Annotated in this window: 20 protein-coding genes and 4 pseudogenes; 5 read left to right on the top strand and 19 right to left on the bottom strand. The window is 67.4% G+C overall.

The genetic code is table 11. The features are described 5' to 3' along the window. Positions 1–109: 109 nt before the first annotated feature. Positions 110–1420 carry an MFS transporter gene (locus GT370_RS12650; protein ID WP_008494267.1) on the top strand — a complete coding sequence of 437 codons (1311 nt, stop codon included), beginning with the start codon at positions 110–112 and terminating at the stop codon, positions 1418–1420. A 50-nt stretch (positions 1421–1470) separates the two neighbouring features. On the opposite strand, the gene GT370_RS12645 is transcribed toward GT370_RS12650, so the two are convergent. From GT370_RS12645 to GT370_RS12590, 13 genes and pseudogenes are all read right to left on the bottom strand, one after another. Further along, positions 1471–2382, bottom strand: coding sequence for an acyltransferase domain-containing protein (locus tag GT370_RS12645; RefSeq protein ID WP_270183154.1), 912 nt, complete (start codon positions 2380–2382; stop codon positions 1471–1473). Next, positions 2379–2774, bottom strand: a complete 396-nt coding sequence (locus GT370_RS12640; RefSeq protein ID WP_270183153.1) for a triphosphoribosyl-dephospho-CoA synthase — start codon at positions 2772–2774, stop codon at positions 2379–2381. The genes GT370_RS12645 and GT370_RS12640 overlap by 4 nt, the downstream gene beginning before the upstream one ends. Before the next feature lie 95 nt (positions 2775–2869). Next, positions 2870–3196: pseudogene (locus tag GT370_RS12635) on the bottom strand (triphosphoribosyl-dephospho-CoA synthase); the annotation flags it as partial. After that, positions 3193–3855, bottom strand: a complete 663-nt coding sequence (gene mdcG, locus GT370_RS12630) for a malonate decarboxylase holo-[acyl-carrier-protein] synthase (RefSeq protein ID WP_270183152.1) — start codon at positions 3853–3855, stop codon at positions 3193–3195. The gene mdcG and the pseudogene GT370_RS12635, both read right to left, overlap by 4 nt. Before the next feature lie 77 nt (positions 3856–3932). Further along, positions 3933–4571 carry a biotin-independent malonate decarboxylase subunit gamma gene (locus GT370_RS12625; protein WP_270183151.1) on the bottom strand — a complete coding sequence of 213 codons (639 nt, stop codon included), beginning with the start codon at positions 4569–4571 and terminating at the stop codon, positions 3933–3935. Next, on the bottom strand, positions 4558–5475 hold the full coding sequence (locus GT370_RS12620; RefSeq protein ID WP_051060315.1) for a biotin-independent malonate decarboxylase subunit beta: 918 nt from the start codon (positions 5473–5475) through the stop codon (positions 4558–4560). The genes GT370_RS12625 and GT370_RS12620 overlap by 14 nt, the downstream gene beginning before the upstream one ends. Continuing rightward, a complete protein-coding gene (locus GT370_RS12615) occupies positions 5472–5786 on the bottom strand; it encodes a malonate decarboxylase subunit delta (protein WP_008494273.1) in 315 nt (104 codons plus the stop codon). Before GT370_RS12615 ends, GT370_RS12620 begins: the two co-directional genes overlap by 4 nt. A gap of 10 nt (positions 5787–5796) precedes the next feature. Continuing rightward, positions 5797–7446, bottom strand: coding sequence for a malonate decarboxylase subunit alpha (gene mdcA, locus GT370_RS12610; protein WP_039885176.1), 1650 nt, complete (start codon positions 7444–7446; stop codon positions 5797–5799). 114 nt (positions 7447–7560) lie between these two features. Next, the gene (locus GT370_RS12605; protein WP_270183150.1) at positions 7561–8778 is read right to left on the bottom strand and encodes a thiamine pyrophosphate-binding protein; all 1218 of its coding nucleotides are present in this window, start codon (positions 8776–8778) and stop codon (positions 7561–7563) included. Positions 8779–9058: 280 nt separating this feature from the next. Next, positions 9059–9271 (bottom strand): annotated as a pseudogene (locus GT370_RS20900) (thiamine pyrophosphate-binding protein); the annotation flags it as partial. A gap of 188 nt (positions 9272–9459) precedes the next feature. Further along, positions 9460–11287 (bottom strand): annotated as a pseudogene (gene recQ, locus GT370_RS12595) (DNA helicase RecQ). A gap of 47 nt (positions 11288–11334) precedes the next feature. Continuing rightward, positions 11335–11457: a hypothetical protein gene (locus GT370_RS20895; protein ID WP_333489941.1), complete on the bottom strand. Its 123-nt coding sequence runs from the start codon at positions 11455–11457 to the stop codon at positions 11335–11337. A gap of 67 nt (positions 11458–11524) precedes the next feature. After that, positions 11525–12268 carry a DMT family transporter gene (locus tag GT370_RS12590; protein ID WP_333489940.1) on the bottom strand — a complete coding sequence of 248 codons (744 nt, stop codon included), beginning with the start codon at positions 12266–12268 and terminating at the stop codon, positions 11525–11527. Positions 12269–12300: 32 nt separating this feature from the next. Between GT370_RS12590 and GT370_RS20890 the strand changes: the two are divergent. Then, positions 12301–12447 (top strand): annotated as a pseudogene (locus tag GT370_RS20890) (PLP-dependent aminotransferase family protein); the annotation flags it as partial. Positions 12448–12745: 298 nt separating this feature from the next. Beyond that, on the top strand, positions 12746–13687 hold the full coding sequence (locus GT370_RS12585) for an aminotransferase-like domain-containing protein (RefSeq protein WP_333489939.1): 942 nt from the start codon (positions 12746–12748) through the stop codon (positions 13685–13687). 211 nt (positions 13688–13898) lie between these two features. On the opposite strand, the gene GT370_RS12580 is transcribed toward GT370_RS12585, so the two are convergent. The 6 genes from GT370_RS12580 to GT370_RS12555 form a co-directional block, all read right to left on the bottom strand. Then, entirely contained in the window at positions 13899–15515 is a 1617-nt protein-coding gene (locus GT370_RS12580; RefSeq protein WP_270183149.1) for a flavin-containing monooxygenase, read from the bottom strand. A gap of 277 nt (positions 15516–15792) precedes the next feature. Beyond that, entirely contained in the window at positions 15793–16866 is a 1074-nt protein-coding gene (locus GT370_RS12575) for a 2,3-butanediol dehydrogenase (RefSeq protein ID WP_008494281.1), read from the bottom strand. A 123-nt stretch (positions 16867–16989) separates the two neighbouring features. After that, positions 16990–18714, bottom strand: coding sequence for a sigma-54-dependent Fis family transcriptional regulator (locus GT370_RS12570; protein WP_270183148.1), 1725 nt, complete (start codon positions 18712–18714; stop codon positions 16990–16992). Further along, positions 18711–18851 carry a hypothetical protein gene (locus GT370_RS12565; RefSeq protein WP_270183147.1) on the bottom strand — a complete coding sequence of 47 codons (141 nt, stop codon included), beginning with the start codon at positions 18849–18851 and terminating at the stop codon, positions 18711–18713. The genes GT370_RS12570 and GT370_RS12565 overlap by 4 nt, the downstream gene beginning before the upstream one ends. 112 nt (positions 18852–18963) lie before the next feature. Further along, on the bottom strand, positions 18964–19410 hold the full coding sequence (locus tag GT370_RS12560) for an OsmC family protein (protein WP_008494283.1): 447 nt from the start codon (positions 19408–19410) through the stop codon (positions 18964–18966). 9 nt (positions 19411–19419) lie between these two features. Then, positions 19420–20340, bottom strand: coding sequence for a pirin family protein (locus GT370_RS12555; RefSeq protein WP_008494284.1), 921 nt, complete (start codon positions 20338–20340; stop codon positions 19420–19422). 312 nt (positions 20341–20652) lie between these two features. Between GT370_RS12555 and GT370_RS12550 the strand changes: the two genes are divergently transcribed. Then, on the top strand, positions 20653–21789 hold the full coding sequence (locus GT370_RS12550) for an FAD-binding domain-containing protein (RefSeq protein ID WP_270183146.1): 1137 nt from the start codon (positions 20653–20655) through the stop codon (positions 21787–21789). An 82-nt stretch (positions 21790–21871) separates the two neighbouring features. Further along, complete coding sequence (locus GT370_RS12545; RefSeq protein WP_008494289.1) at positions 21872–22219, top strand: thiol-disulfide oxidoreductase DCC family protein; 348 nt, start codon at positions 21872–21874, stop codon at positions 22217–22219. Positions 22220–22241 lie beyond the last annotated feature (22 nt).

The raw sequence follows: 22241 nt of genomic DNA, 5'->3' as shown, positions 1-22241 counted from the left end.
GCAAACTTGCCCAAATTGTCATGCGCGCGCGCCGGGTAAATCTCTGGCGCGCGGCTTTATTTGGGGTTATCGCTTTTCCCAAGATATATTTTTCGTAATAAGGGGGAGTATGAGCGAAAGCCTCGTCGTGCCGAGTGCCGAGCAGATCCGCAAGGTTGCTGTTGCCAGCTTGATCGGATCGGTCATCGAACAATATGACTTTCTGGTCACCGGCATCACCGCCGCCACCATCTGGGGCGGTTTGTTCTTCAAGCTGCCGGGGCTGGCCGCGGTGGCCGCCGCGATCGGCGTCTATGGTCTGGGCATCATCATCCGCCCGCTTGGCGCCTTCATCTTCGGCAATATCGCCGATAAATATGGGCGCAAGGATGCGCTGGTCTGGGCGCTGGTGCTGATGGGTATTTCCACCCTCGCCATCGGGCTGACGCCGACCTACGCCTCCATTGGCGTGGTCGCACCGGTGCTGCTGGTGATTTTCCGTCTCTGCCAGGGCATCAGCTTCGGCGCCGAGTTTGGCACCGCCTCCACCTGGGTGGTCGAGCAGGCCGCCAACACCAAGCACCGCGCCTTCTGGGGCGCCTGGGTCGGGTTTGCGATTCCGATCGGGCTGATTCTCGGCTTCACCTCGGTGCTGTTCGTGAAATCGCTGATGAGCCCTGCGGATTTCATCGCCTGGGGCTGGCGCATCTTCTTCTTCATCGGCTTCCTGGTCGCCATCGTCGGCATCCTGATCCGCTCGCGCACCGAGGACAGCTATCTGTTCGACAAGCTGCGCGACAAGAGCCATGTGCTGGACTTCCCGGCCGCGCGGGTCTGGCGCGAGATGCCGCTGCGCATCATCCGCACCTCCTTCGTGAATGCGATGTTCTCCGGCGCCTTCTTCCTCTCCTTCGTGTTCGGCACCAGCTACATGAAAGCTGTCGGCTTCACCGCGACGCAGGCGGAAGTGATCGGGCTGATCGCCGCCGCCTTCATGCTGGTGTTCATGGTCATCGGCTCGTTGCTCGCGGATAAGATCAACCGCCGCACCGTGCTGTTGATTTCCGCCGTGGTGTTCCTGGTCTTCATCATTCCGTATTTCTATCTGATCAACACCCAGAACATCTATCTGGCGGCGATCGCGGAAATCATCGGCTTCGGCTTCGTGTTCGGCTTCGGCTATGGCGCGATCCCGACCTTCTACACCGAGAATTTCCCGACCCGCTATCGCGCCTCCGGGGCGAGTGCCGGTTATCAGATCAGCCAGGTCTATGGCGGCGGCCTGCTGCCGATCATCGCCGGGCAGATCCTGAAGGATCTCGGCATTCATCACGCCTATCTCTATATCGGTGGGATCGTGATGGTGTATGCGCTGGCGGCGATCATCGCCATTCTGATGACGCCGGATACCACCAAGATCGACATGAACGCGGATTACTGAGCACCGCGCGCATCACGAAAAATGCCGGCGTCAGCCGGCATTTTTTTTGCCTATCCAGCAAGCCAGCCCGTGATGCCGGCGAGGCTGCGGAACTCTTCAAGCGCGCGCGCCGCGCCGCCGGGAAAGAGCGGCGCGGCCATGTGGGCGAGCGCGCGGCCGGGGCCGAACTCCAGCACGCGGGTGGCGCCGCTGGCCGCGCAGCCATCGAGGCAGGCGGCCCAGTTGATCGGCGCGGCAAGCTGGCGGGCCAGCGCGTCGATACCCGCGTCGAGATCGAAGACCGGCCGCCCATCCAGCCCGCCCAGCAGGCGCAACCCTGGCCGGGGCGGGCGCGGCCCGGCGGCGCGCAGGGCGGCCGCGAAGGGGGAAACGGCGTCCTGCAGAAACGGGGTGTGGGCGGGTACGGCAACCGGCAGGCGCACCGCCCGCCCGGCGCCCCGCGCCAGGGCCGCTTCGCACAGGGCCGCCAGCCTTTCATCCGCCCCGCCGACGACGACATGATCTGCCGCGTTAACGATGGCGATGACGGCGCCGTGGGCTGTCAGCAGCGGGTCCAGTAGCGTCCGGTCCAGCCCGAGGATCGCCGCCAGCCCATGGCCGGGCGGGGCGGCGTCCCGCATCAGTTCGGCGCGCGTCGCGGCCAGGCGCAGCGTGGTTGGGGCATCGAATATCCCGGCGCAGCCCCAGGCGGCCAGCTCGCCGATGCTGTAGCCCGCCAGTAAGCCGCGCGCCGGGGCGAGCGCGGCCCAGCCGGCGAGGGCCTGGGTGCAGCAGAGGATTTGCGCAACGCGGCCGGAGAACAGATCCGCCCCGGGCCGCGCCACCAGGCTGCGCGGGTCTTCGCCCAGCAGGCTGGCGGCGGCGGCGAACACGGGTTCAGCCTCGGGTGCCTGCGCCAGCGGGCCGAACATGGCGGGGTGCTGGCCGCCCTGGCCGGCGCAGAGAAAGGCGGGCGGGGTCATGGCCGGGCGAGCGCGTCGATGAACAGCGCCATCGCCAGCAGATCGGCGCAGCCGCCGGGGCTGAGATGCCGGGCGACGAAGGCGTCATGCACGCTGGCGGCGCGAGCCTGCCAGCCAGGGGCATGGACGCCGCCTGTGGCCAGGAAGTCCGCGGCCTGGGCGGCGGCGAAGCGGGCCCCGTCCGCCCCGCCGCGATGCAGCAGATTGGTGTCGCTCACCTGCGCGATGAGGGCGAAGCAGGCCTGCACCGCACCCTCCTGGGCGCTGGCGGCGCTGCGCAGGGCCGGCAGGGCGATCTCATAGACCGAGGGAAACCCGGCCATCGCCTCCGCCCGGGCGCCGCCGGCGCCGTAGCGGCGCAGCGCCTGGCTGCCATGGCTGAACAAAGGCACCGGCCCGCGCCCGATGGCCGCCCCCAGCGCGCCGCCACCACCCGGCCCAGCGTGGCGGGGGCAGCGCCGCTGCCGGCGGCGGCGGCGAGCAGGCCGAGCCCGAAAATCGCGCCGCGATGGGTGTTGACGCCGCCGGTGGCGCGCAGCATCGCCGCCTCGGCTTGCAGCCCGATGGCGCGCAGCCAGTCCATCGCCGCACCCGCTTGGCCCGCCGCCGCCAGGGCGGTGAAGAAGGGGCGTAGAGTGAGGGCGCTGGCGCGCAAGGTCGCGGCGTCCATGTCCCGATGGCTGCCGGAATCCCGGTGGCTGACCAGGCCCGGCTTGGGCCAGACGGCCAGTTCACGCAGCAGCGCCCGGCTGGCGGCGGCGCCGATGGCCTCGGGCGCTAAAGCCGGGGCGTGGGTGGGGCGCGGGGCGTTCATGCCGCCTGCATCAAGGTGACGCGCGGCAGCAGCCGGGCGCGCCGCGCCTCTTTCACCAGCAGCATGTCATCCGGGCCGGCGGCGTGGAATTCACGCCAGTTCACGGCCATGCCACCGGGGAAGAGCAATTCGCCATCCAGCTGCGGGCCGGGCCCCGCCGCCGCCTGCGCCAAATCGGCGGCCAAACCCGGCGCCATGTCGGCGGTGTTGAGCGGCCAGAGCGTGTCGAGGTCCGAGGACGGGCTGAGATAGGCGAGGCCGGTGAGATGCTGCCAGGCCAGCCCGCCGAAACAGGCGGGGACGATGCCGTATTGGGTGGCAAGCGCCAGCAGGGCCGCGATGCGCGGCTGCCAGCTGGGCGGGGCGGCTATGGCGGCCTGCGCCAGCGGCGGCGGCGGGGTGGTGGTGAGGATGGCGCTGGCCGGCACGGCCAGGGCGATGCGCTGCTTGCCCTGCGCCGGCGGCAAGGGCACGCCCAGCGGCACCAGCCCTGGCGCGTCGCAAGGTTGCGGGCGGCGGATGATCGCCGGCCAGCCTTGCGCAGCCCAGCCTTGCAGCAGCGCCAGCCCGGCTTGCGCATGCCCGTCCAGCGCCGCCGCCCAGGCGGCTGGCGCCACCCGCACCAGCGCGTGGCGCGGCCAGCCGGGCGCTTCAGCCATGCGCGGCGGCTTGCGCCATCACCTGTGCCGCGATGTCATGCGCCCGCTTGCGCCCGCCCCTGGCCTGACCCAGAGCGTCACGCGTATCCGCGCGCGGCGGCGGCGCGGCGAGGGTGGCGGCCAGCCGCGCGGCCAGCGCCTCCGGCGGCCAGATCTCGGCGATCGCCCGGTGGCGAATAGCGGCTCAAGCCCGGGGCGAAGATCGGCGTGGTCTGCGCCAGCGCCTCCAGCGTCTCCAGCTTGAGCTTGGTGACGCGGGCGATGGAGGGCAGGTCCATCACGCTGGGATAGGCATCCGGCAGCGCCACCAGCATCTGGGTGGAGAGGGCGGTGGCGATGAAGGCGCCGGCGGCGGCGCGGCCATAGAGCAGCCCGAGCGTGAACATGCCTGTCTCGGCGGCCAGGGCCAGGGATTTGGCGAGATGCGCCAGCGCCTCATTCAGCCCCAGCAGCTCCTCGCGCCGGGCCATCTCCTGGGCGGCGGTATCCACCAGCACCAGCAGCGGCGCCCGGCTTGCGGCGGCGACCAGATCCAGCACATGGCCGGAGAGGATCAGCGCGCCCTCGATGCCCAGCGGCGTGCCGGCCTCGATGCCGATGATCTCGACCCGCCCGGTGCCCGGCAACTCGGCCATGCCGCGCAGCGTGCCGAAGCCGCCGGGTTGGATGCTGCAGCCGGCGGGAAACAGGGCGGTCAGCAGCTCATCGCGCGTCATGGTCGGCCTCCGGAAGGCGAGAGAGGCCAGCATAATCCGCCTCAGAGAGATCCGCGACAGGTGCGGGCGTCTCGAGCCCGGCCTGGCGCCAGATCTCGGTCGCATCCCGGCAGACGCCATAGGCGGCGAGGCGCTGGCTCAGCCGCGCCTGTTCGGCCTGCAGGCTCTCCAGTGTGAAGGGCGGGGCGTTGGGGATCTGCGCCAGGGCGGCATCGCGGAAGGCGGAGATACGGTCCGCGACATAGGCATCCGCGCCGCCGAGCAGCGCGCGCGAGCGCCCGCCCGTGACCCGCCAGACCAGCCCGCGATCCTTGGAGTCGAACTCCTCCACACCTTTGTTGGTCTCGATCACTTCCGGACCGCTGACGCTGATGCGGCCATGGCCGGAGACGATGATGCGGCTGCAGCTGGCGGCGATGATGCCGCCGCCGCCGAACGCCCCGGCCCGCCCGCCGACCAGCGCGATCACCGCCACCCCGGCGCGGCGCGCCGCGACGATGGCGCGCAGCACCTCGGAAATCGCCATCTCGCCGGCATTGGCCTCCTGCAACCGCACCCCGCCCGTATCCAGCGCCAGCAGCACGGCGGTGATCTTTTGCGCGGCGGCGGCGCGCAGCAGCCCGACCAGCTTGGCCCCGTGCAGCTCGCCAAAGGCGCCGCCCATGAACCGCCCCTCCTGTGCTGCGACATAGACCGGCATGCCCTGCAGCAGGCCGGCGCCGATGATGATGCCGTCATCGAAGGCGCCGGTGAGGTTGAATTGCGCCAGATGCGGGCTGAGGCAGCGTGACTGCGGGCCCATGAATTCGGTGAAGCTGCCAGGGTCGAGCAGACCTTGCGCGCGCTCGCGGGCGGAGGCCTCGTAATAATAATCGCTCTGCGCGTTCATACCGGGTGCGTTCATGCCGGCTGCTCCATCAGCGCGGCCCCCTGCATCAGCCGCAGCCCGACCACATCCGGCCGCGCCCCGCCATCATTGATGGAAAAATGCAGCCCGCCGACCGGCAGGCGCGCACAGAGATCACTGATCACCGCCTCCCACAAATCCCGAAAACCGGTGGCGGCGGTGGCGATGTCAAACACCGCCTCGCCGGGCGGCAGGCTGCGCTCGACCAGCAATTCGAGATTGCCGGAGGCGTTGACGCCAAGGCTGGCCAAACGGCGCCCACCCGGCGCGGGGCGGGCTGGCTCGATGCGGATCTGGAACTGCTCCATCGCGGTTCTCCTACCAATTCCTGAATTTCGCCGGCGGCCGGTACAGCCCGCCGGAGCAGGCGACCAGATCCTGCACCGAGCGCGCCGCCAGCAGCTGGCGGGTGGCGTCCAGCGGCGAGATGCCGAGATCTTCCGGCCTTTGGATCACCTTGCGGGCGCGCAAGCGCTCCACCACCGCCCGGTCGCGCCCGCGCCCGATCGGGGTGAAGCCGGCGACACCGCGGATCGCCTGTTCGCGCTCTTCTGTGCTGCGGCAGAGCAGCAGGTTGGCGATGCCTTCCTCGGTGACGATATGGGTGACATCGTCGCCATAGATCATCACCGGGGCGAGATCGAGCTTGAGGTCGCGGGCCATGCGCACGCTGTCCAACTCCTCGACGAAGCGCGGCACCAGCTTTTCGCCGAAGGTCTCCACCATCTGCACCACCAGCTTGCGCCCGCGCACCAGGCTGCCGGCCTCGCCGGCGGCCTCCTGTCCGGCCTGCATCCAGGCCGGCGAGGCATGGCGGCGGCCGCGCGCATCCGCGCCCATGTTCGGCGCCCCGCCAAAGCCGGCGATGCGGCCATTGGTGAAGGTGGAGCTGTTGCCGGCGAGGTCGATCTGCAAGGTCGAGCCGATGAACATGTCGCAGGCATAGAGCCCGGCGGTCTGGCACATCAGCCGGTTGGAGCGCAGCGTGCCATCCTGGCCGAGGAAGAAGATATCCGGCCGGGCGGACATATACTGGTCCATTCCCACCTCGCTGCCGAAGCAATGTACCTGCTCCACCCAGCCGGTTTCGATGGCGGGGATCAGCGTCGGGTGCGGGTTGAGGGCGAAATGCGTGGCGATTTTGCCGCGCAGCCCCAGCGCCTCGCCATAGGTCGGCAGGATCAGCTCGATCGCCGCGGTGGGAAAGCCGATGCCGTGATTGAGCCGGCGCACGCCATAGGGCGCGTAGATGCCCTTCAGCGCCATCATCGCCATCAAAATCTGCACCTCGGTGATGGCGGCGGGGTCGCGGGTGAAGAGCGGCTCGACATAGAAGGGCCGGTCCGCCTCGATGACGAAATCCACCATGCTGCCGGGGATGTCGACGCGGGGCAGCTTGTCGACGAGCTTGTTCACCTGCGCCACCACGATGCCGGATTTGAAGGCGGTGGCCTCGACGATGGTCGGCGTGTCCTCGGTATTCGGGCCGGTATAGAGATTGCCCTCATGGTCCGCCTGCACCGCCGCGATCAGCGCGACATTCGGGGTGAGATCCATGAAATAGCGGGCGAACAGCTCGATATAGGTGTGCACCGCGCCAAGCTCGATTTTGCCGGCATCCAAAGCGCGGGCGATGGCGGCACTTTGCGGGCCGGAATAGGAGAAATCCAGCTTGCGGGCGAGGCCGCGCTCGAACAGATCCAGATGCGCCTGCAGCACCACGCCGGACTGCACGATGTGCAGATCATGGATCTCGGCCGGGTCCAGCGCCGCCAGCGCATCGGCCAGGAAATCCGCCTGCTTCTGGTTGTCGCCCTCCAGGCAGAGCCGGTCCCCGGGGCGGATGAGGGCGCGCAGCAGGGCGCTGACCCGTGCCGTGGGGACGATCTTGCCCTGGGCGAGGGGTGCCGCCGCATCAAGCCGCGCCTGGCGCTCACGGCGCTGCCGATCCCATGATTTCAAACCCATGTTTTCAAGCCCATGTTGTCTTTGGCACCCTCAATTCGCTCTGCCTTCAGGCCGGCCGTTGGCCAGGAGGGTGGGGGGTCGGCGCCGTGCTGTCAATGCGCGGTGGGTGAGGGATCAGAGGACGATTTTTTCTGATTCTTCGGTCAGCCCGACCAGCATTTGCGCCCGCAGCTCCTCCCGTGGCAGCAGCGGCGTCATGTCCTCCAGCGGCATCGAGAGCAGCGTGCCGTCCGCCTGCGGCACCGCGATAGCTTTCGGCCAGAGCGATTCATCCGGCGTGACGCTGATATCGCAGATGAACGGGCCGGGCTGCGCCAGCGCGTGGGCGATGCCGGACTCCAGATCGGCAGCGTCCTCGATGCGCATAGCGGGGAGCCCCATCGCCCGCGCCAGGGCGACGAAATCCGGCATGAACAGCCCCGCCTCCGGCCCGGTGCCGACATAGCGGCCATTGAAGTAATTGCGCTGGGTGTTGCGGATGGAGGCGTAGCCGCGATTATTGATGATGAACATCCGCACCGGCAGGTTGAGCCCGCGCAGGGTGGCCAGCTCCTGCAAATTCATCATCAAGCTGCCATCGCTCTCCACCCCGATGGTGGGCACCCGCCCGCGCGCCACGCAGGCGCCGATCATCGCCGGCAGGCCGTAGCCCATGGAGCCGAGGCCGGAGGTGGTGCATAGGCGCTGGCCGCGTTTGGCCTCGAAGGTCATCCAGAAGCTCTCGATCGCCAGGCCGGAGCCGCCGGTCATCACCAGCGCGTTTTCCGGGAATGCCTTGGCGAAGGCGCTGATCAAATGGAAATGGCTGATCTCGCCCGAAGCCGGCCAGGGGGCGCCGCCATTCAGCGCGTAGCGCCGCTTCCATTCGCCGTAGCGGGCGAACCAGGCGCTGCGGTCGCGCGGTTGCAGGCCGGCTTTTTCGGCGAGCGCGGCGGCGATGAAGTCCTTCGCGTCCGCGAGCACTTTCAGCTCGATCTCATGGGTATATTTATGCAGCTCCACCGGGTCCACATCCACCATCACCTTGCGCGCGGCCCGTCCAAAGCGGCCGGGATTGAAGGCGGTGAGGGAATTGTCCAGCCGGGTGCCGATGCAGATCAGCAGATCGGCATTCTGGATGGCGAAATTCGGCGCGCGCAGCGCCACCGTGCCGGGCTTGCCGAAATTCAGCGGATGATCCGCGGGCAGCATGTCCTGCGCGTTCCAGCTCGTCTGCACCGGAATGCCGAAGGCTTCGATCATCTCGCTCAGCAACGTCGCGGCGCCACCCAGGCGCACGCCATGGCCGATGAAGAAGATCGGCCGCTCGGCCGCGTTGATCAGCTCGATCATCCGCGCCGCCGCGGCGCGCAACGGCGCTGCCGGGCGGGGGCCGGGGGGTGAAGCCGCGCATCGCCGCTGGCTCGACCGGCCCGCCCTGAATATCCAGCGGTACATCCAGCCAGACCGGGCCGGGGCGGCCGGTGGTGGCGAGGTGCAAGGCTTTTTCCAGATGATAGCGCAGATCCTGCCCGTCCATCACGGTGACGGCATATTTGGTCATGCCCTTCACCATCTCGACGATATCGACCTCCTGCGGGCCTTTCTGCCGCAGGCCGGAGTCACCCTTGAGATCGGCGCGCTTGACCTGGCCGGAGATGATCAGCAGCGGGCAGGATTCCGCCCAGGCCTCGCCCGCGCCGGTGATGGCATTGGTGGCGCCGGGGCCGGAGGTGACGAGGGCGACACCCACCTGCTCGGTGACCCGCGAATAGGCCTCCGCCGCCATGGCGCAGGCCTGCTCATGATGCATCGGCACCGCCTCCAGCCCGGCGGCCTGGCCCATTGCATCGGAGAGGAACATGTTCCCCCGCCCGGCACCAAAAAGACGGATTTCACCCCCGCCCGACCAGGAATTCGGCGATATAATCGGCACCACGCAGCGTGTTTGTCATGTCAGATCGGACCAGTCCGTAGGTTTCGAGCGATGGCGGCAGGCTATAGCGCAATGGCGGGCGGGGTAAATCTCGGCGGCTACGTCCCCGCCCCCACAATCTCCAAAATCTCCGCCCCGTAGCGCTCGATCTTCGACGCGCCGATGCCCGGTATCTCCGCCAGCGCGGCGGCGTTGGCGGGGCGGGCGGTGGCGATGGCGGCCAGGGTGGCGTCGTGGAAGATCACATAGGCCGGCACGTTCTGCGCCTTCGCGAGGCGCGAGCGTTCGGCGCGCAGGGCCTCGAACAGCGCCTGGTCTGCCTCCGCCACCTCCAGCCGGTTGGCTTTCTTTTTCAGCAGCCCGCGCGCAGTGCCGCTGGTGGCTTCCTGGCGCAGCCGCACGCTTTCCTTGCCGCGCAAGATCGCCTCGCCGCTTTCGGTCAGGCAGAGCGCGCCGTAATTTTCATGGTCCACCTCCAGCGCCCCGCGCACGATCAGCTGGCGGAACACCGAGCCCCAGCCTTTGCGGTCCAACTCGCTGCCCACCCCGAAGGTCGGCAGCTGGTCATGCTCGAAACGCTCCACCTTCTCGGTCTTCACCCGAGCAGAATATCGGTGAGATGACCGACGCCGAAGCGCTGGCGGGTGCGCCAGGCGGCGGAGAGGGCTTTCTGCGCGGCGATGGTGCCGTCCCAGGTTTCGGCGGGGTGATGCAATTATCGCAATTGCCGCAGGGCTGGGCTAGGGTTTCGCCGAAATGCGCCAATATCGCCTGGCGCCGGCAGGTGATGGTCTCGCAGACGCCCAGCAGCGAATCCAGCTTGCGCCGCTCCACCTGCTTGATCTCAGCCGGGGCGTTGCTCTGCTCGATCATTCCCCGGCGCAGCACCAGATCCTGCATGCCATAGAGCAGCAGCGTTTCCGCCGGCAGCCCGTCGCGCCCGGCGCGGCCGGTTTCCTGGTAATAGGCCTCCAGGCTGGAGGGCAGGTCCAGATGCACGACGAAGCGCACATCCGGCTTGTCGATGCCCATGCCGAACGCCACGGTGGCGACCAGCACCAGCCCCTCCTCGGTGGTCAGGAATTCGTCCTGGTTGGCGGCGCGGGTCTCGGCCGGCATCCCGGCATGGTAGGGCAGCGCGCGGATGCCGTGCTGGTTCAGCGCGGCGGCGGTCTGCTCGACGCTGTTGCGGCTGAGGCAATAGACGATGCCGCTCTCGCCTTCATGCGCGCGCAGGAAGGTCTGCAGCTGGCGCAAAGGCGCCTCCTTGCGCAGCACGGCGTAGCGGATATTGGGCCGGTCAAAGCTGGAGAGGAACAGCGGCGCCTCCTCCAGCCCCAGCCTCTGGGCAATGTCCTGGCGGGTCTGCGGGTCGGCGGTGGCGGTGAGCGCCATGCGCGGCACGCCGGGGAAGCGCTCGGCCAGCTGCGAGAGGCCCAGATATTCCGGCCGGAAATCATGCCCCCATTGGCTGACGCAATGCGCCTCGTCGATGGCGATGAGGGCGATGCGCGCGCCATCCATCATCTCCAGGAAATCCGGCATCAGTAGCCGTTCCGGGGCGGCGTAGAGCAGCTTCAGCCGGCCGGCGCGAAGATCAGAGCGCACCTGGGCGCGCTCGGGCGCGATGAGGCTGGAATTCAGCGCCGCCGCCGGCACGCCGAGCTGGCGCAACGCCGCCACCTGGTCGCGCATCAGTGCGATCAAAGGCGAGACGACGATGCCAACCCCCTCCCGGCACAGAGCCGGGAGCTGGTAGCAGAGGGATTTGCCGCCGCCGGTTGGCATCAGCACCAGCGCATCGCCGCCGGCGCAGACATGCTGGACGATCTCTTCCTGCTGGCCGCGAAAGCCGGGCAGGCCGAAGACCCGGTGCAGGAGGTCGTGCGGGTCCGCCGACGGGCGGGCGAGGGAGGAGCTGGCCATGCCCAAGGGTACAACCCCGCGCCGTGGCGGGGCAATCTCGGGCCGGGTTAAATGAAGCGCCGCGCCCCGCCGACACAGGCGGCAATGGCGACCATGCTGGCAAACACCGTCGGCGGCACTGTCTCATGCAGCACCACCGCCGAGACGGCCAGCCCCAGCGCCGGCTGCAAAAGCTGCAGCTGCCCGACAGCGGCGATGCCCCCAAAGCCAGCCCGCGATACCAGAAGATGAAGCCGATCAGCATGCTGAACAAGGCGACATAGCCCAGCCCCATCCAGGCGCCCTTGGGCACGCCAGCGAAGCTGGCGGGGCGTTGAGCCAGCCCAGCGCCAGCATCCAGGGCAGGGCCAGCACCAGCGCCCAGGAGATCACCTGCCAGCCGCCCAACCGGCGGGCGAGCTTGGCGCCCTCGGCATAGCCCAGGCCACAGACCAGGATGGCGGCCAGCATCAGCCCCACGCCGGCCGGCGGCAGCTGCGCCTTGTGGCGCAAGGCCACCAGCACCACACACGCGCTGCCCAGCAGCGCGAAGATCCAGAAGCCGCTGCGCGGGCGCTCACCGCCGCGCAGCACCCCGAACAAAGCCGTGGAGAGCGGCAGCAGGCCAAGGAAAATCTGCGATTGCGCGGCATCGATATGGCGCAGCGCCAGGGCGGTGAGCAGCGGAAAGCCCAGCACCACCCCGAAGGCGACGATGGCGAGCGAGAGCAGATCACCCGCGCCGGCCGGCTCTGGCGCAGCGCCAGCAAGGCCGCCAGGGCCAGCAGCCCGGCCAGCACGGCGCGAGCCAGAGTGAGAAATACCGGGTCGAACCCGGCCAGGGCGGCGCGGGTGGCGGGCATCGAGCCGCTGAAACAGATCATCCCCAGCCCGCCCCAGACAAAGCCGCCCATCGTCTTGTTCATCGTCGCTCCTGCCCGAAAAAAGCCGATAGGGCCGGAAAGCCTCTGGCGGAGCCAGATAAGGATAGGTACAATTCAACCAAACTGTACTGGTAATGTTGAGAGTACACTATGTCCGAAGCCAGCCTGGTGGCGCAGCTTGTCGGGGAGATACGCGGGCGCATCGCGTCGCGCGGGCTGGGGGCCGGGATGCGGCTGCCCTCCATCCGGGTGCAGGCGGGGCAGGCGGGGGTGTCCAAAAGCACGGTGGTGGAGGCGTATGACCGGCTGGTGGCGGAAGGGGTGATCGAATCCCGCCGGGGTTCGGGGTTTTACGTCGCCGGGCGCACCCCGCCGCTGAACCTGGCCGAAGCCGGCCCGGATCTGGACCGCGATGTCGATCCGCTCTGGGTCTCGCGGCAGACGCTGGAGACGCCGGCTGATGTGCTCAAGCCGGCTGCGGCTGGCTGCCGCCCTCCTGGCTGCCGGAGGATAGTCTGCGCCGGGCGTTGCGCGGGCTGGCACGGGCGGAGGCCGCGGTGCTGGGGATTATGGCAGCCCGCTCGGACTGCCGGCCTTGCGCGAGTATCTGGCGCGGCGCCTGGTGGGGCAGGGTGTGCCGGCCGCGCCGGGGCAGATCCTGCTCACCGACTCCGGCACCCAGGCGGTGGATCTGCTGTGCCGGTTTCTGCTGGAGCCGGGCGACACGGTGCTGGTGGATGATCCCTGCTATTTCAATTTCCGGGCGTTGCTGCGCGCGCATCGGGTGCGGGTGGTGAGCGTGCCCTACACGCCGCAGGGGCCGGATCTGGCGGCGTTCGCGCAGGTGCTGGCGGCGGAAAAACCGCGCCTCTACATCACCAACTGCGCCGTGCATAACCCGACCGGCGCAGCACTGGCCCCGGCCAGCGCGCATCGTGTGCTGAAGCTGGCCGAGCAGCATGACCTGATCATCATCGAGGACGATATTTTCGCGGATTTCGAGGCCGAGCCCTCGCCACGCCTCGCCGCCTTCGACGGGCTGGAGCGTGTGGTGCAGATTGGCAGTTTTTCCAAGACCATCTCGGCTTCGCTGCGGCTGGGCTATATCGCGGTGAAGCCGGGCTGGATCGACGGGCTGATCGATCTGAAAATCGCCACCAATTTCGCCAGCGGCCGGTTGAGCGCGGAGCTGCTGCTGGCGGTGCTGCGCGATGGCGGGCGGCGCAAGCATGTGGAGGCGCTGCGGGCCCGGCTGGCGGCGGCGATGGGGCAGGTGGCGGGGCGGTTGCAGGCGATTGGCGTGCGGCCCTGGATGATGCCGAAAGCGGGGATGTTTCTGTGGTGTGAATTGCCGGCAGGGGTGGATGCGGCGCAGCTCGCCCGCCAGGCGCTGGCGCATGATGTGGTGCTCGCACCCGGCAATGTGTTCAGCCCGGCGCAGACGGCGTCAGGGTTTTTGCGCTTCAACGTCGCGCAATGCGCCGATCCACGAATATTCCAGACGCTGGACCGGATCTTGCGAAACGCACAGGCCTGAGGGGGGAAAAGTTTTTGCGGGCGTAGGCGGCAAAGGTTCCGACACCGCGAAGCGGTGTTGGAAAGCCGCCGGAGGGGTGGAGACTTTTTTCAAAAAGTCCCCACGAAGATTTGGGGTGATGGCACCAGCGTTGCCGCCACCCCACCCGTTTTTGCTGCTTTTTTTCAAAAAACCGGGCCCCGCCCAGAGGGAAAGCGGGGCCCGGGCCGGGCTATTTCAGGTGATGCACACTCTGAAGCCCGTAAACCGGTGTCGGCAGCCCCTCCATCCGTGCTTTCAACTGCAGCGCCAGATACAGCGAGTAATGCCGGGACTGATGCAGATTGCCGCCATGGAACCAGAGATTTTCCTGCTGCGTCGGCTTCCACATATTGCGCTGCTCGCCTTCCCAGGGGCCGGGGTCTTTCGGCGTGTCTGAGCCCAGGCCCCAGACCTTGCCGACCTTGTCCGCGACCTCCTGGCTGATCAGATCCGCCGCCCAGCCATTCATCGAGCCATAGCCGGTGGCATAGACGATGAGATCCGCCGGCAGCGCGGTGCCATCGACAAACTTCACGCCTGTCTCGGTGATCTCCTCGATTTCGACATTGGATTTCAGTTTGATCCCGCCATTGGCCACCAGCTCGCAGGCGCCGACATCGATGTAATAGCCTGAGCCGCGGCGCAGATATTTCATGAACAGGCCGGAGCCGTCCGCGCCGAAATCCAGCATGAAACCGGCCTTCTCCAGCGACGCATAGAAATCCGCATCGCGTTTCTTGATGGCGTCGTAAATCGGGATCTGGAATTCATGCATGATCCGGTAGGGCAGCGAGGCGAAGATCATATCCGCCTTGCGGGTGGTGATGCCGTTGGCCACGGCGCGCTCGGAATAGAGATCGCCGAGACCGATTTCCATCAGCGAGTCAGAGCGCACGATATGGGTGGAGGAGCGCTGCACCATGGTCACGTCCGCGCCAACCTCCCAGAGTGCCGCACAGATGTCATGCGCGGAATTATTCGCGCCGATGACAACAACTTTCTTGCCCGCATACGCATCCGGCCCCGGATGCTGCGAGGAATGCTGCTGCTCGCCCTTGAATTTATCCATACCCTTGAAGGCCGGGATATTCGGCTTGCCGGACATGCCGGTGGCCAGCACCAATTGCGTCGGACGCAACTCGATCTCCTTGCCGTCGCGTTCAACGGTTACGCGCCATGTCTTGCTCGCCTCGTCATATTCGGCGTGCTTGGCGATGGTCTTGCTCCAGTAATTCACCTCCATCACCTTGGTGTAGAATTCCAGCCAGTCGCCGATCTTGTCCTTCGGCGCGAACACAGGCCAGTTCTTCGGAAAATCGATATAGGGGAGATGATCGTACCAGACCGGATCATGCAGGCAGAGGGATTTATAGCGCTTGCGCCATTGATCGCCGGGCTTGTCATGCTTGTCGATGACGATATGCGGCACGCCGAGCTGGCGCAATCTCGCCCCCAACGCGATCCCGCCCTGGCCACCGCCGATGATCAGCACGTAAGGCTGGGTCTCATAACCCAAATTCTCAGCCTCATGTTGGCGTTTTTCGCTCCAGCTCAGCCGGTGCTTGGAAATGCCGTGCTCGGCCCCCAGCGGCCGGCGTGGGCCTGAATTTTCCTCAAACCCTTTCAGTTCGGTAAGCGTGGTCAGCAGTGTCCAGGCCTCGTTATTCTTCAGCCGCAAATGCCCCTGGCCCCGGCCAAGCCCGGTCTCGAAGGACAGCCACGCCTCCACCACGCCGCCGCTCTCGCTGGGCTCTTCCTCGATGCTGAAGCGCACCGCCCCTAGATTTGGCAGCGTCGCTTCCAGCATGTCGCGAACGCCATCAGGGTTTTCAACGGTTTTCAGATTCCAGGTGAAGGCGATGAGGTCGCGCCAGAAGCTGGTGGCAGCGAACAGCTTGGCCGCCGTCCGCGCGTCCCGGCCGCGAGTGCGCCGTTGAAGCTGGTCAGCCAGGCTTCGACAATGGCGCGTGGCGTCGCAGATTTTGTCTCTTTGCTGATTTTGTTCATGTCCGTTTTCCTTTTGTGAGGAAAGACGTGGGGTCTTTTTGAAAAAACACCCCACACCCCCAAAAACTTTTTTGATTTCAGGCTTGCAGGTCGATCAGGATTTTTAAATGTTTGCCGCTGGGGTCCAGCAGGGCGTCGAAGCCTTCTTTCACCGCGTCTTCCAGCTTGATTTTTGCTGTCACCACTTTCGAGGCCGGCAGCGCGCCGCTGGCGATCAGCCTGATCACCCTCGGCCAGTAATGCGTGGGATAGGCCCAGGCGCCGCGCAGATCGACATCCTTGAACGTCACCTGAAACCAATCCAGAGGATTTTCATGCGGATGCAGGCCGGTCTGCACCACCACGCCCTGCTTGCGCACCGCATCCAGGCAAGCCTTCAGCGCATGCTCATTGCCCACACATTCCAGCGCCACATCGCAGCCAACGCCGCCCTCGGTCTGTGCGCGCACCATCTCACCGACATTTTCGCGCTTCGGATTGATCACGATCAGCTCAGGCACGATCGATTTCGCGTAGGCCAGCCGGGCGTCGTTGAGGTCGGAGACGAAAAGCGGCCCGGCGCCGGCGGCGCGGGCAGCCAGCACGGTGAGCAGCCCGATCGGCCCGGCCCCGGTGACCAGCACGGAAGCGCCGGCGCGCACCCCGCCGCGGTCACAGGAATAAACCGCAACGGCGCTCGGCTCCACCAAGGCCGCCTCTTCATCGCTGAGGCTGTCAGGGATTTTCACGACATTATAGTCATTCAGCAACGCCGCCTCGGCCATGCCGCCCCAGGCCCAGCTCAACCCCGCCAGCGCCAGTTCCGGGCTCAGATGAAACAAGCCCCGGTCGGCAAAATAATCGCCCGCGCGCGGCATGATCAGCGGCTGGATGGACACACGGTCGCCCGGCTGCACATGGCTCACCCCGGCGCCGATGGCCTCCACCACCCCGCCAAATTCATGGCCGAGGATCTGCGCCCCATGCGCCTTGGTGAACGGGTGCGGGCTGGTGGGGATGAAGATCGGCCCGTAGGCATATTCATGCAGATCGGTGCCGCAGATGCCGACGAAGCGGTTGCGCACCAGAATCTGCCCCGGCGGCGGGGCGGATGGCGCCGCGATCTCCTCAATGCGCAAATCGCGCGCGGCGTGGAAACGTAAGGCTCGCAACTCTTGGTCCTCCTGGTTTTGTTTGCAGGAGATCAAGCGCAAGCCGCGTGCCAAAATTAAGGTGTTGATAAATAGTTAAAACCACCGCCCGGACGCGCCACAGTGTGGCGGTATCTGTGGCGCTCAGCTGTGGCGGCGCAGCCCGGCCTTGCGCAGCCGCCGGTGCGCCGTGGTGCGGTCGATCCGCAGCCGCCGCGCCAGCGCCGAGACATTGCCGCCGCACTCAGCCAGGGCGGCCCGCAGCTGTGCGGCCTCATCCGGCAGGGCCAGGGCCACGGGCAGATTCTCCGGGGTAATCTCCGTGCCCTCGCACAGGGCGCAGGCGGTGGCCAGGCAATGGTCCAGCTCGCGCAGATTGCCCGGCCAGCCATGTGCCCGCAACGCCGCCAGCGCGGCTGCGCTCAGCCGCAGCCTGTCCTGGTTGTGCCGCGCCAGCAGCCGCGCCACCAGCCAGTCAAAATCCTCCCGCGCCCGCAAGGGCGGCAAGGTGAGGCTGGCGGCGTGCAGGCGGTAATAGAGATCCTCCCGGAACAGCCCTTGCGCGACAAGCCCTGCGAGGTCGCGGTGGGAGGCGCAGAGCACGCGCAGCTTCACCCGCCGCGCCGCGCCGCCGCCCAGCGGCTGGATCTCCTGCTCGGCCAGCACCCGCAACAGCCTGGTCTGCAGGGTGAGCGGCATGTCGCCGATCTCATCCAGGAACAACGTCCCGCCATCCGCCGCCTCCACCAGCCCCTTGCGGCCTTTTGGCGCGGCGCCGGTGAAGGCGCCCGGCGCGTGGCCGAATAATTCCGCTTCGATCAGGCCCTCCGGCAAGGCCGCGCAGTTCAGCGCCACGAAATCACCGCGCCGCGCGCTGGCGTCATGGATGGCGCGGGCCAGAACCTCCTTGCCGGTGCCGGTTTCGCCCTGGATGCACAGCGGCAAATCGGTGCGGGCCAGCCGCGCCGCCTTGGCCAGCAGCGCATCCATCACCGCGCCGGGGGCGGCCAGAGCGCGCAGCGGCGCCGGGATGCCGCCGATGGAAGCCAGGGCCGCGCGGGGTTTTGGGCGCGGCGGCGGCTCGATGGCATGGGCGAACAGAATCTGCCCGTCGCGGGTGCGCAAGCCGCGCTCCTGCGCCGGGCGGCCGCGCATCAGCCCGGGCAGTCCGTTCACATCCAGCTCCAGAAACCGCTCCAGCCTCTGCCCGAGCAGCGCCTCCGGGCACCGCCAATCCTGCCCCGCCGCCCGCGCCAGCAGCCTGGCGGCCTGGTTGGTCATCCCGGTGATCCGCCCTGCCGCGTCCACGGCGATGGCCCCTTCAGGGTCCACATCCAGGAAATCCGGCGCGGCGGCGAAGCGTAGCACCCATTGCCGGCTGGTCTGCGCCATCAGATTGGCGAGCTCGATCCGCCGCGCCGTGGCGCTGACCAGATGCCGCGCCAGCACCTGGCTCAGCTTCTCATCCGGCGAGGTGAGCAGGGAGATATCCAGCACCGCGCAAAGCCTTCCATCCAGATCATAGATCGGCGCGGCGGTGCAGGAGAGCGGGGTATGGGTCATGTCGAAATGGTCGGTCTGATGGATGGTCAGCGCCTCGCCGGTGGCGATGCAGGCCCCCACCGCGCAGGTGCCCGCCCGCGCCTCCGCCCAGTCCGCGCCCAGATACAGCCCGGCCTTGCGCAGCTCCCGCGCCTGGCGCGGATCGCCGAAATATTCGACCGCGATGCCCTCGCGGTCGGTCAGCAGCAGCACGTAATTCTGGCCGGAGATATGCCCGTAGAGCCGCTCCAGCCCGACCCTGGCGATGCCGATCAGCGCCTGCGCCTGTTCGCGATGCTCATTCAGCCGCGCCTCGGGCAGGATCACCGCCTCGCAGCGCGCCGCCGGGTCGAGATGATGCTCATCCAGGCAGCGCCGCCAGGATTGGATGACGTAGGAATCCCGCCCGAGGCCCCGCCCTGCCAGACGGTTTCGATTTCGCGCACATGCGCCTGCGTGCTCATCGCGTTTCCCCTCGCCGCCGGGTCTTTGCGGGCAGCCGTTTTGCTTTGGGGAAAATCTGGCCGCAGGCGGTGGGGAATGCAAGCGCGGCGTGGGGCCGCCGCGTTGCCTGGACTACTGCCCCAGCCTGGCGCCGTCCGGCCCCAGAACCTGCACATTCACCTCGATCCCGGCGCGCACGCTTTCGGTGACGGTGCAGAAATCCTCGAAGCTCGCCAGCGCCCGGTTCAGATGCGGCACCGCGGCCGGGTCGCCATTCATGGTGATGGCGACATCGATGCGGGTGACCCGCAGCCGCTTCGCCGCGTTGCGGCCGATCTCACAGGTGACGCTGGCGGAAAACTCGCCCGGGTCCTCGTGATATTTCCGGCAGGCGAAGGTGAGGCTGGCGCAGAGGCAGTTGGCGATGGAGGCGGCCAGCAGATGCTGCGGCGAGGGCCCCATATCCTCTCCCACCGGCGCCGGCTCATCGGCGATCATGGTGGCATATTGCGGCCCGAATTCCACCAGGAACTGAAAATCCTGCTGACGGGTGACGGTAACGGTAACGCTCTCGCTCATTCGGCCTCCTTATGACCCAACCGGCTTGCTTCCCGGCAGCGGGATGAATTCTTGGTCGTCACCCGGGACTAACCCGAAACGGTGCTGGACCCAATCCTGTTTCGCCTGTTCGATACGCTCTTTCGAGCTGGAGACGAAATTCCACCAGATATGGCGCGGCCCATCCAGCGCTTCGCCGCCCAGCAGCATCAGCCGGCTATCGGCCAAGGCGCGGATGGTGATCGCATCGCCGGGACGGAAAACCAGGAACTGCCCCTCGCCGAAGCGCTCCCCGGCAATTTCGACCTCACCGGCGATGATCTGCACCGAGCGTTCCTCATGCTCATCCGGCAAGGGCAGGGCGCTGCCGATGCCAAGGCTCACATCCACATAAAGCGTGTCCGAAAAGACTTTCACCGGCGCGGTTGCGCCATAGGCCCGCCCGGCGATGATCCGCGCCACGATACCGCCATCCTCAAGTTGCGGCAGGGTGGTGCCCTCATGATGGAAAAACCCGGGAGCCGCTTCCTCATGCGCCTTCGGCAGCGCCACCCAGCTCTGAATCCCCAGAATCGGCTGTGCGCCGCGCCGGGCATCCTCAGGCGAGCGCTCGGAATGGGCGATGCCGCGCCCGGCCGTCATCCAGTTCACCGCACCAGGGCGGATCTCCTGGGCGCTGCCCAGCGTGTCGCGGTGCAGGATGCGCCCCTGCATCAGATAGGTGAGCGTGGCCAGCCCGATATGCGGATGCGGGCGCACATCCAGCCCATGCCCGGCCTCGAACTGTGCGGGGCCGATATGGTCCAGAAACACGAACGGCCCGACCATGCGCTGGCTGGCATGGGGCAGCGCCCGGCGCACACGCAGCCCGCCGATGTCGTGGCTGACCGGGGTGATCACCAGAGCGGCGGCGCCCTCGGGCTGGTCGGATGGGTGGTGCAGCCAGGACATGGTGCCTCCGTTACATACTGACATACTGCATAGCCGCAGGGTCGCGGCAGGGCAAACAAAGCTGCGAAAACCGGCTGGCGAGACGCTCACTGGCCGCGCATCTGCCAATCCCGGAGATGATTTTACGCGTGCGGTTGATCCGGTGGCGGTCCAGCTGCGTAAGCCGGCAGGAATAGGAAGGCAGCTTGTGCACGAACGGGGATCATTATCCGCAGCCGGGCTTTGGCCGGCCAGAGCCGATTCTGCGGGCGCATTGTCCGGGCAGTGGCGCGCGCCCGCGGGGGGATGTCTGGCGTGCCCTGGTGAGCGCGCATGACGTTTAATCAACCCGCGATCAACGGCATCTTCAGCCCGCCGCCGCCCATCCGCGAGGCCGGCTTGGCCCGGTTGGCCGCGTTTACGCCCCGGGCAGGCCGCGCCTATGCGGCGGGGCGCAACACCGATCCGGGCCCGGGCGCGCCCAGCGCCGTTTCGGGTCTTTCCCCTTATCTGCGCCATAGGCTGGTGAGTGAGGTTGAGGTGATCTCGGCGGTCATCGCGCGGCACGGCGCGGGCGGCGCGGAAAAATTCATCCAGGAGGTTTTCTGGCGGATCTATTGGAAAGGCTGGCTGGAGCTGCGCCCGGCGCTGTGGACCAGCTACAGGCAGCGTCTGGCAGCGTTGCGGGAGGATGCGGCGCTGATGCCGCGGGCCGTGCAGGCGATGCGCGGAGAGACCGGGATCGGCTGTTTTGACGCCTGGGCGCGGGAGCTGGCGCAGACCGGCACGCTGCACAACCATACCCGCATGTGGTTTGCCAGCATCTGGTGCTTCACGCTCAAACTGCCGTGGCTTCTGGGCGCGGATTTTTTCTTCCAGCACCTGCTCGATGCCGATGCCGCCTCCAACCTCCTCTCTTGGCGCTGGGTGGCCGGATGTCAGACGCCGAATAAGCCCTATATCGCCCGTGCGGCGAATATCGCGCACTACAGCAACGGACGTTTTGCGCCTTACGGGGTGCTGAACGAGGCGCCAGAGCCGGTGGCCGAGCCCAATCCGCCCCCCATGCAAACCCTGCCGGCCATCGACGACCTCCCCGGGGCAAGCTCGCCTTGCTGCTGCATGAGGATGATCTGGGCGCCGGGGGCTGGCGCTTGCCGGCATGAATATCGTGGCGCTGGGCGGCCTTGCCCCGGCGGCCGCGCGCGCATTTGGTCCGGTGAGCGAACAGGCTGCGGGCTGGACGCGGGCGGCGCTCGCCGGCAGCCTGAGCCAGGCCAGCCGGGCTTACGGCCTGGCCGCGCCTGTGCTCGCGCCCGACGCGCTCGCCGCCTGGGCGCGGGATGCGGGCGCGGAGGCGGTGATTACACCCTATGCGCCGGTGGGGTGGACGGCGGATGCCTTGCGCGCGGCCGAGGCGAAGCTGCATGGCGCGGGGCTTCGCCTTCACCGCCTGCGCCGGGCGTTTGATGCGCGCTGCTGGCCGCTCGCCCGGCGCGGCTTTTTTGACTTCAAGGCGCATATTCCGGCCTTGCTGAAGGAGTTGCCATAGATGCCGAAACCAGTCGTGTATTACGATGGCGGCTGCCCGGTCTGCCGGCGCGAGATCGGCTTTTACCAAACCTGCCCGGGCGCTGAGCGCATCGCCTGGCAGGATATTTCACAGGCTCCCGAGCTCGTGGCGGCGGATCTCACCCGCGGCCAGGCGCTGGCGCGTCTGCACGCGCGGCGGGGCGATGGCACGCTGGTCAATGGCGCCGCCGCCTTCGCGTTGATCTGGGAGCAATTGCCGGCCTTCAAGCCCGCCGCCTGGCTGTTGCGGCGGGCGCCAATTTTGGCGTTGGCCGAGTGGCTCTATAATGGCTTCCTGCGCCTGCGGCGTTTGTGGCGGCGGGCATGATGTGTCCTTCTGCGCCGTGATC

This window comes from Acidocella sp. MX-AZ03 (genome assembly GCF_027626035.1).
Classification (GTDB): Bacteria; Pseudomonadota; Alphaproteobacteria; order Acetobacterales; family Acetobacteraceae; genus Acidocella; species Acidocella facilis.
The sequence above is the reverse complement of the archived record's forward strand: the minus strand, read 5'-3'. Positions and strand labels throughout refer to the sequence as shown.